The sequence below is a fragment of the Paenarthrobacter sp. AR 02 genome (assembly GCF_021538675.1).
Taxonomy (GTDB): domain Bacteria; phylum Actinomycetota; class Actinomycetes; order Actinomycetales; family Micrococcaceae; genus Arthrobacter.
Genome location: NZ_JAJUKH010000007.1, coordinates 145777 through 162304, shown reverse-complemented (window position 1 = coordinate 162304; position 16528 = coordinate 145777). Strand labels below are relative to the sequence as shown.

Below are 16528 nucleotides of genomic sequence, written 5' to 3'. Positions count from 1 at the left end.
GGGCTCTTGGGAGGATTGTAGCGCCGCAGGCTGGGGGAGGCCCCCAGCCTGTAGCGGGAGTGCGGCGACACAGGCGGTTACCCCGCGAAGGTGCAGGGGTGTGAGAGAATGAACATGGCCGGTTTTCGACCCACATTCGGAATCCGGTCCGGTGACTTGTTCCCAAGACCGCCAGTATGAGCTGGGCATGCCCCGGATCCCGTGATCCTCGGTAGGCCCGCCATGACAATGGACGGCACCTGGTTGTGGCAGCAGAACAACGGGTTTCAGGACAGGGCCATCGGCTTTCCAGGGCTGCCGCACCCCAATGATGGTGCGAACCGGAAGGCAAACTACCGACTTCTGTCAACGCCTGCGGGTTTTGACAATATTTGCCCCACCGGGCGCCGGATGTGGCGGCGTCGCTGGGGCAGGAGTGTTGCCACATATGGATAAAGACCAGGTTGTAGCCGTTAATGACGAGGCAGCGTCCGCGGAAACAGCGGAAGTGCCCAAGAAGACCACCCGGACCCGCCGCAAGGCCGCGCCCAAGGAAACTCCCGCGGTTGAGTCGCCCACCGCTGAAGTGCCTGCAGCTGTCGAGGGGACCGATACCCCGGAAGCGGCCGCCCCGCCGGTGCGCAGGACCCGGTCGCGCAAGAAGGTCGAACCTGCCGAGCCGCTCCCCGGCTTGGGCGAGGAAGCCGCTGGCGCCCCGGAGGCCGCCGCAGTAGAGAGCCAGCCGGAAGCTGCCGCCGAGCCCGCCCCCGAAAAGCCGGTCCGCCGTCGTCGTACGGCAAAGCCGAAGGCTGAAGCAGCAGAGGCGCCGGCCGCTGAAGAAACCACGACGCCGGAGCCCGGCTCCCAGCCCGTCGAACCTGTTGCTGAGGCAGTCGCCGCAACACCGGCTGCAGCTGATGCGCCGGTTCCTGCGGACGAGGGGGCTCCCGCTGAGGAGGAGACCCCGGCTGCGTCCACGTCCCTTTTCCTTGAGCCCGTGTCCATCACGTCCATGATTTTCCAGGCTCCGGACCTCACCACCGTCCCGCGCGTTGCGGCCGTGGAAGAGAAGGCCGGGGAAGCCGAAGAAGAGGCCGAGTCCAGCGCCGACAACGAGCTCGACGACGCCGGCAGCCGCCGTCGTCGCCGGAGCCGTGGCCGTCGCGGCAGGCGTGGAACCGAACGCGAAGAGAACGAAACCGAGGGCCCCAGCGAGTCCGAGGATGACGAAGCCCCGGCAGCGGAAGCCCTCGAAGAAGGCGTGACGTCGCGTCGTCGCCGTCGTCGCCGCCGCGGCGACCAGGATCTTGAACTGACCGGTGGCACGGATGACGACCCGCCCAACACGGTGACCCGTGTCCGGGCGCCCCGGCCCATCACCGAAACAGCTCCGTCCAACCGTGTCGCCAGCGTCAAGGGCTCCACGCGGCTTGAAGCCAAGAAGCAGCGCCGCAGGGAGTCCCGCGAAACCGGCCGCCGCCGCCAGGTCATCACCGAAGCCGAGTTCCTTGCGCGCCGCGAGTCGGTAGACCGCCAAATGATCGTCCGCCAGCGCGACGACAGAATCCAGATCGGCGTCCTCGAAGACGGCGTCCTGGCCGAGCACTTCGTGTCCAAGACACAACAGGACTCCCTGATCGGCAATGTGTACCTCGGCAAGGTCCAGAACGTACTGCCTTCCATGGAAGCCGCGTTCGTGGACATCGGCCGTGGCCGTAACGCCGTGCTGTACGCCGGCGAGGTCAATTGGGATGCTGTCAACCTTGAAGGCCAGCCGCGCCGGATCGAGAACGCCCTGAAGTCAGGCGATTCTGTCCTGGTGCAGGTCACCAAGGACCCCGTGGGTCACAAGGGCGCCCGGCTGACCAGCCAGATTTCGCTGCCGGGCCGCTACCTGGTGTACGTACCGGGCGGCTCCATGACCGGTATCTCCCGCAAGTTGCCGGACGTTGAACGCAACCGCCTCAAGCGCATCCTCAAGGACCGCTTGCCGGAAAACGCCGGCGTCATTGTCCGTACCGCGGCTGAAGGTGCATCGGAAGAAGAGCTGACGCACGACATCAACCGCCTGCGCGCTCAGTGGGAGGGCATTGAGGGGCAAGCCTCCTCAACCAAGGTCCTTGCACCGGAACTGCTGTACGGCGAACCTGACCTGACCATCAAGGTAGTGCGCGACGTCTTCAACGAAGACTTCTCCAAGCTGATCGTCTCCGGCGACGACGCGTGGGACACCATCGAGGCCTACGTGACCTACGTTGCCCCTGACCTGGTGGGACGCCTCGAGAAGTGGACCAAGGACCAGGACATCTTCGCTGCCTGGCGCATCGACGAGCAGATCCACAAGGCCCTGGAACGCAAGGTCTTCCTGCCCTCGGGTGGTTCGTTGGTCATTGACCGCACCGAAGCCATGACCGTGGTGGACGTCAACACCGGCAAGTTCACCGGCAGCGGCGGCAACCTCGAAGAGACTGTCACCAAGAACAACCTCGAAGCTGCCGAGGAAGTAGTCCGCCAGCTGCGCCTGCGCGATATCGGCGGCATCATTGTCATCGACTTCATCGACATGGTCCTGGAATCCAACCGCGATCTCGTGCTGCGCCGCATGGTTGAGTGCCTTGGCCGCGACCGTACCAAGCACCAGGTCGCTGAAGTCACGTCGTTGGGCCTGGTACAAATGACGCGTAAGCGCATGGGCACCGGCCTCCTCGAGGTCTTCGGCGAGCAGTGCGAGCACTGCGCCGGCCGTGGCGTCGTGACACACGATGAGCCGGTGGAACACCGCCGTGCCAACGTTGTGGCCGCTGAGCACCACCGCCCGCACACAGAGACGCAGCAGCAGCAACCGGCGGCCCGTACGGAACGGAAGCGCCGCCGAGGCAAGGGTGGGGGACAGGCTGTTTCCGAAGCCCCCGCTCCGGTTCAGTCTGCGCCGGCCGCGCCCGCGGCCTCGCCAACGCACCCTGAACCGCAGGACCCTGCGCGCCAGGCAAAGGCCGAGGCAACCCGCGCTGCGTTGGCTACCATCGCGGCTGCAGCGCACGCTGCCCACCTGCACGACGACGAGCTTCACCGTGCAGAGGAACTGGCGCGGTCAACGCATCAGACGGCTGCCGACGAACCCGTCGTTCATGGCAACGACGAAGAATCAACGGCCCACGAGGCAGCAGTCCGGGAAGCACGCTCCACCCCGGTCCTGCGTTTCGGTGGCGAAGAAGTCGCTTTGCCGTTCGTTGAACACCAGGACGAACCACAGGCGGCCAAACCGGCAATGAGCCTGGATCTGCTGGCGGAGGCATTCTCCCACCTGGGAGCGGCACCGGAGGCGGAAGCGGAACCAGCTGCCGTCCGCGAAGCTGTTGCTGCCCCGAAGGTGGCTGCCCCGGCTCGGGCCGCTGAGCAGGATCGGGAAGCCGCTTCGACGTCCGGGAGTCGCCGAGGTCGCCGTAACCGCAGCGCAAGCAGGGCCCAAGGTGCGGCCAACGAAACCAGCGTTGAACACCATGAAGTGACTGCGTCGGCGCCACAAGGTTCGTCCCACGAGGCTAAGGCCCCTGTGGAACCAGCCAAAAAGGCACCCGCAGACGAGCCCATCATCCTGGGAGTCGGCGTGCCGGCTTCCGCGCTCTGATTCGTACCTTGCTTAGCCAAGACCCCGTAGTAACTGCCCCGGCAGACACTACGGGGTCTTTGCATGTGCAGGACGTTCATGGCCGGACCCTGGGGACGTCAATGGGTCATATCCGGGCCCCTACGCAGCGCTGTTCCCGAGCCGGGCTGCTTCCCGGTTAGGCTGGGGGACAGACACGGGGTGCCTGGCGTTGGGCCGGGCTGAGATCCAGACCCGTTGAACCTGTCCGGTTAGCACCGGCGAAGGGATGTCCCCATGACTGCACCATATTGTCCTGTCTACCCGGTCGCTTCAGGCAGGCCGACTCCGCGGGTGCTGAGTATCGCCGGCTCCGACCCATCCGGTGGGGCAGGAATCCAGGCGGACCTGAAAAGCATTGCGGCCCATGGCGGGTATGGCATGGCTGCCATCACCGCCCTCACAGCCCAGAACACCGTGGGTGTCAGCGCGGTCCACGTGCCCCCGGTCGAATTTCTGCGCCAACAACTGGACGCCATCAGCAACGACATTGAGATTGACGCCGTCAAAATCGGCATGCTCGGCGACCCTGAGGTCATCGACGAAGTCCGCAGCTGGCTCGAAAAGGTGCGTCCCGGCGTCGTGGTCCTGGACCCGGTGATGGTGGCAACCAGTGGAGACAGGCTCCTGCGCGAGTCCGCTGAGAAGGCGTTGCGTTCGCTCCTGCCGTTGGCAGACCTCCTGACCCCGAACCTTCCCGAGCTGGCAGTGCTGCTGGGCGAGGCGGAAGCTACGGACTGGGCTTCGGCGCTGGACCAGGGTAAGCGGTTGGCCGCTGAGTACGGGAACACGGTCCTTGTGAAGGGCGGCCACTTGGCGGGAAACGCGTGTCCTGATGCTTTGGTGAATACGAGCGGGTTGCTGCGGCAGGACGTGGTCGAGGTCGACGGGCCCCGCATCGATACCCGGAACAGCCACGGCACAGGGTGTTCGTTGTCGTCCGCCCTGGCCACGGTGCAGGTCAGCACGGGGGACTGGGAAGCTTCACTGCGGGAGGTGAAGCCCTGGTTGCTTGAGGCTTTGAGGCACTCTGGGGCCTTGGAAGTAGGACGAGGAAGCGGACCGATCCACCACTTCCACCACCAGCGGGGTCTGAGGCCCGGCGAGTTCGCCGCGACTTTGTGGGAACACGCACGCGCGGAGCTCGAGGCGATCCATCGGCTTGGCTTCATCGATGGCCTTCAGAAGGGCAGCCTGCCGGAATCCGCGTTCGGCTATTACCTGGCACAGGACGCGATCTACCTCAACGGCTACTCCCGGGTCCTGGCCCGGGCCAGCGCCCTGGCCCCTACTGAAGACGAGCAGTTGTTCTGGGCCAAGGGCTCCATGCAGTGCTTGGAGGTCGAGTCGGAATTGCACAGGAACTGGCTCAGCAGCCGCGACGTGTCCGGGACAACGGGTCCCGTGACCAAGTCCTATGTGGACCATTTGCTGGCCTGTTCGGCATCGGGAAGCTACGCAGTGCTGCTGGCGGCGATTCTTCCCTGCTACTGGTTGTACGCGGAAGTGGGCCAAAAACTGCACCACGCCTACGTGGAAGCAGGTTCCCCTGTGGACCACGCATACGCGGAGTGGTTGAAGACGTACGCCGACGAAGACTTCGCCGAGGCAACCAGGACTGCGATCAAGCTCACGGACGCGGCGGCCCTTGCGGCCTCGCCGGCGGATCGCGAGGCCATGATGGAAGCCTTCACCCAGTCCTGCCGCTACGAAACTGCCTTCTTCGACGCGCCACGTGTTTTCTCCTGACCTCTCCGGTCGGGCGTCCGGGCGGGTAATTTGCGAGGCTCGCCGCGCGTCGCAGGGCAAATCGCGTTAATCGTGCCCAAACCCTGTAGGCTGTATGGGCACGGTGCCGGGAGAGTCCGTTACAACTGGTGACGCGAGTCACGTGGTAGCCTCCGGACCCGGCCTCATTTGCAGCTGAAGGTCAAACTAGCGTAATCTTGATCTTCGGTGCTTACGCCAACACTTGGGTTATGCCCCTTGGAATTGTTCATGGGATGACTCGCGGACTTCGTTCAGAAGTCCACGGCGTTGAGGCACAGCGCGAACCAAGCCTGATTCCGGTTCAGGTTCCGCACGCAAATTTAGTTATAAACGTCGAGAGAAGTGAGTACCCAAGTGGTGTACGCGATTGTCCGCGCAGGCGGCCGCCAAGAAAAAGTTTCCGTTGGAGACTACGTAACGCTTAACCGCGTCCCCGGTGGAGCCGGTAGCACGCTTGAGCTGCCCGCCTTGCTCCTGGTTGACGGCGACAAGGTCACCTCCGCAGCTGCGGAACTGGCCAACGTCAAGGTTACGGCTGAGATCCTCGAAGACCTCCGTGGTCCGAAGATCGTCATCCAGAAGTTCAAGAACAAGACCGGCTACCGGAAGCGTCAGGGTCACCGTCAGGAACTGACCAAGATCAAGATCACCAGCATCGCGTAACTTTCGTTACACGCTGTTCAGGTTTTTCAGTTTCCCCAGAAATTTAGAGGCAGGCATTTCACATGGCACACAAAAAAGGCGCGAGTTCCACTCGCAACGGTCGTGACTCCAACGCTCAGTACCTGGGCGTCAAGCGCTTCGGTGGTCAGGTAGTTTCCGCAGGCGAGATCATCGTTCGCCAGCGCGGAACCCACTTCCACCCCGGTGCAGGCGTCGGCCGCGGTGGCGACGACACCCTGTTCGCTCTCCAGGCCGGTGCGGTTGAGTTTGGTACTCGCCGCGGCCGTCGCGTAGTGAACATCGTTGCTGCTGCAGCTGCAGAGTAACAACAAGTTCTGAACCGGTGGAGCGGGCCAAACGGCCCGCTCCACCGTTCTTTTAACCGCATTACAATCGACTGGGGCGCTCGGGCGCACTGGTTTTGCAACAACGCTGTACAACAGCAACTGAGGAGATCCACGTGGCGAGCTTTGTAGACCGGGTAGTCCTGCACGTATCCGGCGGAACCGGCGGCCACGGCTGTGTCTCTGTTAAGCGGGAGAAGTTCAAGCCGCTCGGCGGCCCCGACGGAGGTAACGGCGGCAACGGTGGCGACGTCATCCTTCGGGTGTCTGCCCAGACCACCACCCTGCTCGACTACCACCACGCACCCCACCGCCACGCTACAAATGGTGGTCCGGGCATGGGTGACTGGCGCGGCGGCAAGAATGGCGAAACCCTGATCCTTCCGGTACCCGATGGCACCGTGGTCAAGACCAAGGACGGCGAAGTCCTGGCTGACCTCGTGGGCGAAGGTACCGAGTACATCGCTGCCGCCGGCGGCCAGGGCGGCCTCGGCAACGCGTCGCTTTCCTCGCAGAAACGCCGGGCTCCCGGCTTTGCCCTCCTGGGCATCGAGGGCGAATCCAGCGATATTGTCCTGGAACTGAAGTCCATTGCCGACATTGCCCTGGTTGGCTTCCCGTCGGCTGGCAAGTCCAGCCTGATTGCAGCCATGTCCGCTGCCCGGCCCAAGATCGCCGACTATCCCTTCACCACCCTCATCCCCAACCTTGGCGTGGTCCAGGCCGGCGAGGTCCGCTTCACCATTGCCGATGTTCCCGGCCTGATCGAGGGAGCAAGCGACGGCAAGGGTCTCGGACACAACTTCCTCCGCCACGTGGAGCGCTGCGCCGCACTGGTGCATGTCCTTGACTGCGGAACCCTGGAATCCGATCGGGATCCTTTGTCCGACCTGGCGATTATCGAGGCCGAACTCGACAAGTACGCAGTGGACATGAGCTACGCCGGTGTGGACGGTGAGGTGGTGCCGCTGAACGAACGCCCCAAGCTGGTTGTCCTCAACAAGGTGGATCTTCCGGACGGCAAGGACATGGCCGAGTTCGTTCGCCCGGACCTCGAAGCCCGCGGATACCGCGTGTTCGAAGTCTCGGCCACGAGCCACGAAGGCTTGCGCCAACTGGGCTTCGCCATGGCAGAGATCGTCAAGGCCGCGCGTGATGCGGTAGCGACTGCTCCCCCCAAGGTGGCACCTCCGGTCCTTCGTCCGCGCGCGGTCAACGAGTCCGGCTTCAAGATCCGCCGCGAAGAAAAGAACCTCGAGCCGCTGTTCCGTGTCCTGGGCGAGAAGCCCGTTCGCTGGGTCAAGCAGACCGACTTCACCAACGAGGAAGCCATTGGATACCTTGCCGACCGGCTGGCGAAGCTCGGCGTCGAAACCGAACTGTTCAAGGTCGGTGCCAAGCCGGGCGACACCGTGGTCATCGGTGAAGACGACGGCGTTGTCTTCGACTGGGAGCCGACCATGATGGCCGGCGCCGAGCTCCTGGCAACTCCGCGCGGCACGGACATCCGCGTTGCCGACATCGGGGACCGGCCCACGCGTTCGCAGAAGCGCGAAGAACAGGTTGAACGCCGCGAAGCCAAGGCTGCTGCGCGTGCCGAGCTTGAAGCTGAGCGCAAGGCGGGCATCTGGACCGAGTCCGTCAGCGGCCGGCGCGCCCAGGCCGTGAAGGAAAGCAACCTGGACGCCGGTGATGACGACTAGGACCGTCGACGCACCGAACTCCGCCGAGGGCCTCGAACGCAACGCACTGGCCACCGCCAAGCGGATAGTCGTCAAAGTGGGTTCCTCGTCGCTGACGAGTATCAAGGGCGGTATTTCCGAGAAGTCCCTTGCCGGGCTGGTTGACGCCCTGGCCCACCAGCGCAATGCGGGCACCGAAATCATCTTGGTCTCCTCTGGTGCCATCGCCGCTGGCCTGGCTCCGTTGGGCCTTGCCAAGCGCCCGAAGGACCTGGCCACGCAGCAGGCAGCAGCCAGCGTCGGGCAAGGACTCCTGATGGCCCGCTACACGCAGGCTTTCAGCGCGCATGGGATCACTGTCAGCCAGGTCCTGTTGACGGCCGATGACCTCATGCGCCGCACGCAGCACACCAATGCGTTCCGTGCTTTGGATCGGCTGCTGAACCTCGGCGTGGTACCGGTCGTGAACGAAAACGACACTGTTGCTACCCACGAAATCCGTTTCGGCGACAACGACCGGCTGGCTGCGTTGGTGGCCCACCTGGTCCGCGCCGACGCGCTCGTGCTGCTGTCCGACGTCGACGCCCTCTACGACGGTCCGCCGTCCCAGGGTGCGCAGCGGATTCCGCTGGTCCGCGGTCCGCAGGACCTTGAAGGCGTCACCATTGGCAAGGCGGGCAAAGCCGGTGTGGGAACGGGCGGAATGATGACCAAGGTGGAGGCTGCCTCCATCGCCGCCGGTTCCGGTATTCATGCACTGGTCACCTCTACCACCAACGCCGCGGCTGCATTGGCCGGCGAGGACGTGGGGACGTGGTTTGCCGTGAACGGAAACCGCAAGCCGGTGCGCCTGTTGTGGCTGGCCCACTTGGCGACCGTTCAGGGCCGCTTGATGCTCGACGACGGCGCCGTGAAAGCCGTGCGCGACCGGCACAGGTCGCTCCTGCCCGCGGGGATATCGGATATCAGCGGCGACTTCGAAGCCGGGGATCCTGTTGAGATGGTTGGGCATGACGGAACCGTGGTGGCCCGCGGACTGGTGAACTACTCTTCGGAGGAACTGCCGCGGATGCTGGGACGTACTACCCAGGAGCTCGGCCAAGCCATGGGCCGTGGTTATGACCGCGAAGTTGTTCATGTTGACGATCTGGTGCTCCTGGGGGCGCCGCGCTCATCTAAACTTGGAGCATGACTGAAGCGCTGACTCCCGACGCCCCTGTGATCTCCGACGTTTCCGGTACTGCCGGCCAGACGCCGGAGAACCCTGTGGCAGGCGGCGCTCCACTGTCGCCTGAGGATGTCCAGGCTGCGGTACACGCAATCGCCGACCGGTCCCGGAAGGCTGCCCGACGCATGGGCCAGGCGAACCGTGCCTGGAAGGACCGCGGCCTGCGTGCGATCGGCGCAGCCCTGGTGGAAAACCGTAAGCATGTGCTGGAAGCCAATGCCAAAGATGTTGCCGTAGGCCGTGCCAACGGTACCTCCGCGGCGCTCTTGGACAGGCTCACGCTGACGCCCGCCCGCATCGACGGCTTGGTCTCCGCCCTGGAAAACCTTGCCGGGCTGCCCGATCCTGTGGGCAACGTGGTCCGTGGCCAAACGCTTCCCAACGGGCTGCGGTTGCGCCAGGTCAATGTGCCCATGGGTGTTGTGGCCGCCATTTACGAAGCCCGTCCCAACGTCACCGTGGATATCGCGGGACTCGCCCTCAAGAGCGGCAACGCCGTGATTCTTCGCGGTGGGTCCGCCGCCGCGCACACCAACGGTGCGCTGGTGCAGATCCTGCGCGAAGCGCTGGACTCCGTGGGCCTCCCGGCCGATGCGGTACAGAGCGTTGACCAGTACGGCCGCGAGGGCGCCAACGTCCTGATGCGCGCCCGCGGACGGGTGGATGTCCTCATTCCCCGCGGCGGACGCGAGCTCATCCAGACTGTGGTGACCAACTCGTCCGTGCCCGTCATTGAGACCGGGGAGGGGAACGTCCACATCTTCATCGACGAGTCCGCCGGCGAAGAGATGGCCGTGGACATCCTTTTGAACGCAAAGACGCAGCGGCCCAGTGTCTGCAACACCGTTGAGACGCTGCTGGTGCACTCCGGTTCCACTGTGCTTCCTGCCGTGGCCAAGGCACTCCGCGACGCGGGTGTGACTCTTCACGTGGATGATCGGATCGCGGCTGCACTGGGCGCCGGTGTGGAGACCGTCCCGGCCGACGACGAGGATTGGGCCACTGAATACATGGACCTGGATCTCGCCGTTGCCATGGTGGACAACGTGGACGACGCCGTAAACCACATCCGCAAGTGGACCACTGGGCACACCGAAGCCATCCTCACCAACAACCTGGCAAATGCGGAGAAATTCATCGCGGACATCGATTCGGCCGCTGTGATCGTTAACGCCTCCACGCGTTTCACCGACGGCGGTGAGCTGGGGCTCGGCGCGGAGGTTGGGATTTCCACGCAGAAGCTCCACGCGCGCGGACCCATGGGCCTCACGGAACTCACCACCACTAAGTGGATCGTCCAGGGCGAAGGCCAAATCCGCAGCTAGCAACGCGGTAACATAGAACAGAAGTCCGGAACGGCGGGGAGTCCCGCCGTCGAAATCCTTTGAGAACCAACTAGGGGAGAAGATGCTGTTTCAGCAGATCGCCACGTCCATTGCCGCCGCGACAGAAGGCGGCCACGAGGAACTCGCCCCGCTGTGGGCCGAGCCGTGGGTCTTCGGCGTCTCCATGTTTGCCCTGCTGCTGGTTCTCATGTTCGTAACGCTGTCCTACACCAACCTGGGCAACCGTCACGAGGCAGTGGAAGAGCACTCCGATCCGCACCGCCAGCACCCCAACAAGCACACCCACGGCCAGGGCCACTAACATTATCGCCGCAATACCTCGCGGGGAGTCGGAGCGCAGGCTCCGGCTGGGCGTGATGGGTGGAACGTTTGATCCCATCCATCACGGCCACCTTGTGGCTGCAAGTGAAGTCGCAGCCAAGTTCGACCTTGATGAAGTGGTCTTCGTGCCCACCGGGCAGCCGTGGCAAAAGTCGCACAAGCAGGTGAGCGAGCCCGAGCACCGCTACCTCATGACGGTGATCGCCACAGCTTCCAACCCCCGCTTTACCGTAAGCCGTGTGGACGTGGACCGACCAGGCCCGACGTTCACCATCGACACCCTCCGCGACTTGAGGGAACTCCGTCCTGATGCGGACCTCTTCTTCATTACGGGTGCCGACGCTTTGGCGCAGATCCTGTCCTGGAAAGACGTCGACGAATTGTGGTCCTTGGCCCACTTTGTCGGCGTGACCCGCCCTGGACACGAACTGAACGATTTGGGCCGGACGGAGGATGTCAGCCTTCTCGAAGTGCCCGCCATGGCGATCTCCTCCACGGATTGCAGGACACGCGTCGGCGCGGGCAACCCTGTGTGGTACCTCGTGCCGGACGGAGTGGTCCAGTACATCGCAAAATATGGGCTGTACGCACCCCGGCCCTCGGCAGGGGAACTGTCGCCCGCATTATCCGGATCAGACGACCAAGCACGTACTGAATGAGTTTTTAAATGAGCAGCCAGGAACAGCGACCCATCCGCAGCAGGCGCGAGCTTCGCCGTGCCCGGGAAGAGCACCCGGAAACAACGCCGGACGCTACGTCAAGCGACCCCGCAGAGGCGGCTGCCGCCGAAGAAGCCGACCGCCCGAACGCGCGTAACAGGCGCGCGGCAAACGCGCCCGTGGACGCTGTGGGACCCACAGCACAGGAGCGTTCATCCCAGATCCGCGCCCGTGATCGGGCAGCCCTCAGGACCATCAAGGACCTGGCTGACAAGGAGGAACAGCTCTCCGGTGGCGGCCCGCCAACGCGTCGCCAGCTGAGGTTGCAGCAGCTCCAGGCTGAAGTTGCCACGTCCATGAACCCCATCGTTCCGGCACCGGACGCGGGCAAGCCCGCAGCGGCTCCGGAAGCCGGAAAGCCGGGAGCAGGCAAGCCGGCGACGGACACTGCCGCTCCGGACGCCTCCCCGAAGACCGACGGAGACGGCAAGAGCGGCCCAACAGAATCCGATATGTCGGTGGAGCAGGCTCTGGCAGTCCGCGAGCTGATCGCGGCGCAGGTCCAAAACCAGACCGCGAAACTGGAACACATTGCCGAGCAGGACCCCCTGGCAGTTGATCCAGAGGTGTTGGCCCAGCAGATTGCCCTGGCGGAGCGCGCGGCCGTGTTGAACAAGCGTGCCGCTGCGAAGCAGAAACTGGCCGAACAGGCGACGCCGGACCAAGCCAAGGCCGAGCCGCGTAAGCCAAACCCCGGGAACTCGGGTCCTTCCACAGCTAATAACCTTGCCATGGTCACGCCCCTGGAGTTCGTCAAGGTACCCGGTGTCGAACGGCCGGTCATGAAGCGGCCCAGCACAACCTTTGTTCCCCTGATTACGTCCGCCGGTCCCAAGCTTGAGGCTGAACCGTCAACCGGAAAGAAGCCGGGCTCACGCGGCCGTGCCGGCGTCCTGGCCCGCGCGGAAGCTGTAGCGCGGTCGGCGCGCAAGAAGTCCGCCCCTCCGGTGGACCCTGGCGAAGAAAAGCAAAGGCCGCCGATCTCGGCGAGCACTGCCTACGGTCTTGATCCACTCGATGCCAACACGGCCGGCCTGGCCAGGGCCCAGCGCAACAGGCTGCTGCAGTTCGGTGTCCTCGCACTGGGCATCGTTGCGCTCATCGTCGGCATCATCATGATTACCAGCGGCTAGTTCCGCTCAACAACGGCTCACGCCATTCACAGGCCACAGGCCACAACAAGGAGTCCCCGTGTCTGCACATGAACAATCCATCACCCTCGCCCGTCACGCCGCGCGTGCCGCGGCCGGCAAACTTGCCGAGGATATCGTCGCCCTCGACGTCAGCGAGCGTCTGGCACTCACAGACGTCTTCCTGATTGCCTCGGCTCCGACGGAACGCCAGGTCAATGCCATCGTTGACGGCATCGAAGAAGAACTTTTGAAGCAGGACCTCCGTCCGGTACGCCGCGAAGGACGCTCCGAGGGTCGTTGGGTGCTGCTGGACTACGCCGACATTGTGATTCACGTTCAGCACGCAGAGGACAGGGTCTTCTACGCCTTGGATCGCCTGTGGAAGGACTGCCCTGTGGTGGACCTTGAGCTGGGTGACGACGCTTCCGCCAAGGCTGTCACCGCGGAGGATTCCGAGCACTAAGGACTGCGCGGCACCGAATATGCCCGATTTGGAATTTTCGGAATCGCTGTTCTAAGATATTTGAGTTGCTTCGGCGCGGATGGCTGAAATGCCAGGCGTTGGGCAGCGAAGATATGGGGCTGTGGCGCAGCTGGTAGCGCACCTGCATGGCATGCAGGGGGTCAGGGGTTCGAGTCCCCTCAGCTCCACCATCGAGACCCTGCCTACTTCATGGGAAACATGGAGCAGGCAGGGTCTTTTTCTTTCGCCGGATCCTTCCGGGCGGTTTGCCGCCGCCCTGGCAATCAGGTACTGGCGCCCATACGCAATGCCGGCAGCATAAACTCCCACATTTGGTCGATCCGGAGCATGACGTCTTTCCGGGCGGCCAGAACATCTGAGACCATCTGGACGCCGGTGAAGGATGCGATCAGGTACCGGGAGAAGGCCGCGGGATCCAGGTCTGGCCGCACCTGGCCCTCATCCACGGCCTGTCGAAGCAACTGTTCGGCGGTGCTGATCCAGTCTTCGTAGGGCCCGGACACATCTGCTTGGAACGCGGTTGCTTCGAACGTGAGCCTGATACCGCCTTGGACGATGGGTTCGTCAAGAAGCTGCTGGCCGAACATCCGGCAAAGGCTGATGAGTTTGTCGATGGGAGGCTTGCTGGATCCGACTATCTCCGCGCCGGACGCCAGCACCAGGGCGTGTTGCTCTTCAATGACGGCCAGGGCGAGTTCCCGCTTGGACGTGAAGTGGAAGTAGAGGGCTCCCTTTGTTACGCCGGCACGTTTGGTGATGTCGGTCAGGCTGGCGTTCCCGTAGCCAATCTCCGCGAATACGCGGGCCGCACCTTCAATGACGGCCAGCCTGGTGTCCTTCGCACGTTGTTGCATGGGGATGCAGAGCCTCTCGGTGGGGGATGGACTCGCTGGCGCATCGGGCAGCTTTGCGTCCCGACAACGCTACCACCGCATTGTTGGTGAACCCGATTACGGCAAAACCGACTGATCGGTTTGGTTTACTGCCGCTTGGCTCCTAGACTTCAGGTGAACCGCAAGGGTGTTCCCGCGCGGCTCACCGGCAGCCGGCTTGGGGGGAGGTGCGATGGATTTCCAGCGCACCTCGGCTGCCGCGAACGCCCGGAGGAGGCCCGGCTGCAGGGAGTTTTGCCGGGTGACGCACCTCACCTTGGGATGATTTCGCTTCTCAGTGAATTGTGGTTACTATTGACGAGTTGCTTCGACGGGAAGAGAAAAACTTCCTGGAAAAGCAAGCATTTCCGGGGCTGTGGCGCAGCTGGTAGCGCACCTGCATGGCATGCAGGGGGTCAGGGGTTCGAGTCCCCTCAGCTCCACTTCGGAAAAGGACCCCGCTCATGAGAGCGGGGTCCTTTTGTTTCCCGCAGGTCTTGGCTACTCCGAAAGTGCCTTTCCAAATTCGGCGCCGCTGACGAACTCTACTCCTTGGAACGGCTGGTCACCGACCACCCATGCATTGTGGCCGGGAGGAATGGTGTATGAATCGCCGGGGGAGATGCTTATACGTCCGCCGTCGGTGGTTTCCACGTCCAGTTTGCCGGACACGCAAAATCCTACGTGGCTCAACTGGCAGGAGTCGGTGCCGACCACTGGCTTGATGCAGTCGGCCCACGTCCATCCGGGCTCAAAGGTCAGGCGGCCGATTGTGTAGTCTCCTACGGTGACAAGATCCAGCGTGGTCTTCTCAGGGTGGCGTGATTCATCTGGGGAATTGTGGGACTTTACTTCCAGGTTCGTGACAGCATTGACACTCATGGCTTCTCGCAGGGGAGGGGAGCAACTGTTGCTGGTCCGGGCGCCCTTGCTCCTACGGCCGCCGGGACCGATGCCCGTCAGTGTTTGGGCCGGTTCGTGGGCCACGGGGCGGACGGGTGTTTGTGTTGTGCCTCCAGAGTGCTCCCGGTCGTGGAATAAGTCGAGACATTGAAGCAAGGAAAGCAGGAAACGCGTTGTGACGGCATGGGAACTCGAAGCGCTGTTCGGTAGGTTGAGCAGGCTTCCGGACGTCGAAGCGGACAACCTGCAGGCTTACGACGCCACAGATCGGCTGCTGCTGGAGACTGCGGAAGCTTACCTCGGGCCCGATAGCCAGGTTGTAGTCATTGGTGACCGTTACGGGGCCCTGACCCTGGGCGCCTTGTCTGGTCCCGGCGTCGGGCATGTCCGCGTCAACCAGGACCTGTTTACCGGAAGGGCTGCATTGCAGCGCAATGCCGCCGCGGCAGGCTTGGACGGACGGTACACGCCACACGAACTTCGCCGGGAATTGCTGCAGGACGCGGACCTGGTGCTGTTGCAGCTGCCTAAGTCGTTGGCCGAGCTGGAAGAAATTGCCGACGCCGTTGCCCGGTTCGCGGGACCGGCTGCGGTCCTGCTCGCCGGTGGACGCGTCAAACACATGTCCGTGGGGATGAACGCAGTCCTGGAGAAGTACTTCTCCGCAGTCCAACCCCAGTTGGCCAGGCAAAAATCGCGGATCCTCGTAGCTAAGGGACCCATGCCGGTCCCCGACGAGCCGCCATTCCCCGTGGTCGAAGCCAACCCCGAATTGGGAATCACCGTCTGCGCCCACGGAGCCGTCTTTTCCGGAGCCCGCCTGGACATTGGAACCCGCTACCTCCTTGGTTTCCTCGATCGGATTCCGGCGGCCCGGCAGGTGGTGGACCTCGGTTGCGGAACCGGAATCCTTGCCACCATGTACGCCCGCCATCAACCAGGTGCCCGGGTCATCGCCACCGATCAGTCCGCGGCGGCCGTCGCATCTGCCACCGCGACCGCGGCCGCGAACGGCCTGGCAGAGCGCATCAGCGTGATCCACGACGACGCCATGTCCAGCCTCGAGGCCGGGAGCGTGGACCTGATCCTGCTGAATCCGCCCTTCCACTTGGGGGCAGGCGTCCATGCCGGTGCCGGCCTGAAGTTGTTTGAGGCCGCGGCACGGGTGCTGGCGCCCGGCGGGGAACTATGGACCGTGTACAACAGCCACCTCCAGTACCGTCCGGCCTTGGAGCGATATGTCGGGCCGACTGTAGAGGAAGGCCGTAACCCGAAGTTCACGGTGACTCGCAGCCGGAAAGCCTGAGGGCATCCCGGGCCTATCGTTACCAAGCCATGACCCCCGCGCCTGCGTGTGCTCATATCCGTGGTGGCGTGGGTATCGTACGATTCAGACAGACTTAATTGACGACGTTTTTCCAATGACGAGGGGCATCAG

14 protein-coding genes, 2 tRNA genes and 1 riboswitch are annotated in these 16528 nt (G+C 63.7%); of the genes, 14 read left to right on the top strand and 2 right to left on the bottom strand.

Translation table 11 applies throughout. The features are described 5' to 3' along the window. Positions 1-427 precede the first annotated feature (427 nt). The 12 genes from LRQ04_RS14455 (at position 428) to LRQ04_RS14400 (ending at position 13485) form a co-directional block, all read left to right on the top strand. Positions 428-3607 carry an Rne/Rng family ribonuclease gene (locus tag LRQ04_RS14455; RefSeq protein ID WP_235520877.1) on the top strand — a complete coding sequence of 1060 codons (3180 nt, stop codon included), beginning with the start codon at positions 428-430 and terminating at the stop codon, positions 3605-3607. Between the two features lie 166 nt (positions 3608-3773). Next, positions 3774-3872, top strand: a riboswitch (TPP riboswitch). Further along, positions 3863-5374 carry a bifunctional hydroxymethylpyrimidine kinase/phosphomethylpyrimidine kinase gene (thiD, locus tag LRQ04_RS14450; RefSeq protein WP_235520875.1) on the top strand — a complete coding sequence of 504 codons (1512 nt, stop codon included), beginning with the start codon at positions 3863-3865 and terminating at the stop codon, positions 5372-5374. (Overlaps the previous riboswitch by 10 nt.) 375 nt (positions 5375-5749) lie before the next feature. Next, positions 5750-6058: a 50S ribosomal protein L21 gene (rplU, locus tag LRQ04_RS14445; RefSeq protein WP_018777818.1), complete on the top strand. Its 309-nt coding sequence runs from the start codon at positions 5750-5752 to the stop codon at positions 6056-6058. Between the two features lie 62 nt (positions 6059-6120). Continuing rightward, positions 6121-6384 (top strand): 50S ribosomal protein L27, encoded by a 264-nt coding sequence (gene rpmA / locus LRQ04_RS14440; protein ID WP_003803426.1) that lies wholly within the window; start codon positions 6121-6123, stop codon positions 6382-6384. Positions 6385-6518: 134 nt separating this feature from the next. After that, complete coding sequence (gene obgE / locus LRQ04_RS14435) at positions 6519-8105, top strand: GTPase ObgE (protein ID WP_235520874.1); 1587 nt, start codon at positions 6519-6521, stop codon at positions 8103-8105. Beyond that, positions 8095-9276, top strand: a complete 1182-nt coding sequence (proB, locus tag LRQ04_RS14430) for a glutamate 5-kinase (protein ID WP_235520873.1) — start codon at positions 8095-8097, stop codon at positions 9274-9276. Before obgE ends, proB begins: the two co-directional genes overlap by 11 nt. Beyond that, positions 9273-10637 (top strand): glutamate-5-semialdehyde dehydrogenase, encoded by a 1365-nt coding sequence (locus tag LRQ04_RS14425; protein ID WP_235520872.1) that lies wholly within the window; start codon positions 9273-9275, stop codon positions 10635-10637. The genes proB and LRQ04_RS14425 overlap by 4 nt, the downstream gene beginning before the upstream one ends. Positions 10638-10719: 82 nt before the next feature. Next, entirely contained in the window at positions 10720-10959 is a 240-nt protein-coding gene (locus tag LRQ04_RS14420; RefSeq protein WP_235520871.1) for a hypothetical protein, read from the top strand. 13 nt (positions 10960-10972) lie between these two features. Then, on the top strand, positions 10973-11638 hold the full coding sequence (nadD, locus tag LRQ04_RS14415) for a nicotinate-nucleotide adenylyltransferase (protein ID WP_308194946.1): 666 nt from the start codon (positions 10973-10975) through the stop codon (positions 11636-11638). 8 nt (positions 11639-11646) lie between these two features. After that, on the top strand, positions 11647-12831 hold the full coding sequence (locus LRQ04_RS14410) for a hypothetical protein (protein WP_235520869.1): 1185 nt from the start codon (positions 11647-11649) through the stop codon (positions 12829-12831). A 58-nt stretch (positions 12832-12889) separates the two neighbouring features. Continuing rightward, a complete protein-coding gene (gene rsfS / locus LRQ04_RS14405) occupies positions 12890-13294 on the top strand; it encodes a ribosome silencing factor (RefSeq protein ID WP_211712230.1) in 405 nt (134 codons plus the stop codon). A gap of 115 nt (positions 13295-13409) precedes the next feature. Then, positions 13410-13485, top strand: a tRNA-Ala gene (locus tag LRQ04_RS14400). 93 nt (positions 13486-13578) lie between these two features. Here the strand turns inward: LRQ04_RS14400 and LRQ04_RS14395 are convergent. Beyond that, entirely contained in the window at positions 13579-14169 is a 591-nt protein-coding gene (locus tag LRQ04_RS14395; RefSeq protein WP_235520868.1) for a ScbR family autoregulator-binding transcription factor, read from the bottom strand. A 388-nt stretch (positions 14170-14557) separates the two neighbouring features. Between LRQ04_RS14395 and LRQ04_RS14390 the strand changes: the two genes are divergently transcribed. Beyond that, positions 14558-14630, top strand: a tRNA-Ala gene (locus LRQ04_RS14390). A 58-nt stretch (positions 14631-14688) separates the two neighbouring features. On the opposite strand, the gene LRQ04_RS14385 is transcribed toward LRQ04_RS14390, so the two are convergent. Next, entirely contained in the window at positions 14689-15069 is a 381-nt protein-coding gene (locus LRQ04_RS14385) for a cupin domain-containing protein (protein WP_235520867.1), read from the bottom strand. A gap of 196 nt (positions 15070-15265) precedes the next feature. On the opposite strand from LRQ04_RS14385, the gene LRQ04_RS14380 reads away from it, so the two are divergent. Continuing rightward, positions 15266-16396, top strand: coding sequence for a methyltransferase (locus tag LRQ04_RS14380; RefSeq protein ID WP_235520865.1), 1131 nt, complete (start codon positions 15266-15268; stop codon positions 16394-16396). Positions 16397-16528 lie beyond the last annotated feature (132 nt).

What these genes read in the sequence shown, in the direction of transcription:
- LRQ04_RS14455 (WP_235520877.1), top strand. Translation starts at nt 428, where the DNA reads ATGGATAAAGACCAGGTTGTAGCCGTTAATGACGAGGCAGCGTCCGCG.
- LRQ04_RS14385 (WP_235520867.1), bottom strand. Translation starts at nt 15,069, where the DNA reads ATGAGTGTCAATGCTGTCACGAACCTGGAAGTAAAGTCCCACAATTCC.
- LRQ04_RS14425 (WP_235520872.1), top strand. Translation starts at nt 9,273, where the DNA reads ATGACTGAAGCGCTGACTCCCGACGCCCCTGTGATCTCCGACGTTTCC.
- LRQ04_RS14420 (WP_235520871.1), top strand. Translation starts at nt 10,720, where the DNA reads ATGCTGTTTCAGCAGATCGCCACGTCCATTGCCGCCGCGACAGAAGGC.
- LRQ04_RS14410 (WP_235520869.1), top strand. Translation starts at nt 11,647, where the DNA reads ATGAGCAGCCAGGAACAGCGACCCATCCGCAGCAGGCGCGAGCTTCGC.
- proB (WP_235520873.1), top strand. Translation starts at nt 8,095, where the DNA reads ATGACGACTAGGACCGTCGACGCACCGAACTCCGCCGAGGGCCTCGAA.
- LRQ04_RS14395 (WP_235520868.1), bottom strand. Translation starts at nt 14,169, where the DNA reads ATGCAACAACGTGCGAAGGACACCAGGCTGGCCGTCATTGAAGGTGCG.
- thiD (WP_235520875.1), top strand. Translation starts at nt 3,863, where the DNA reads ATGACTGCACCATATTGTCCTGTCTACCCGGTCGCTTCAGGCAGGCCG.
- rpmA (WP_003803426.1), top strand. Translation starts at nt 6,121, where the DNA reads ATGGCACACAAAAAAGGCGCGAGTTCCACTCGCAACGGTCGTGACTCC.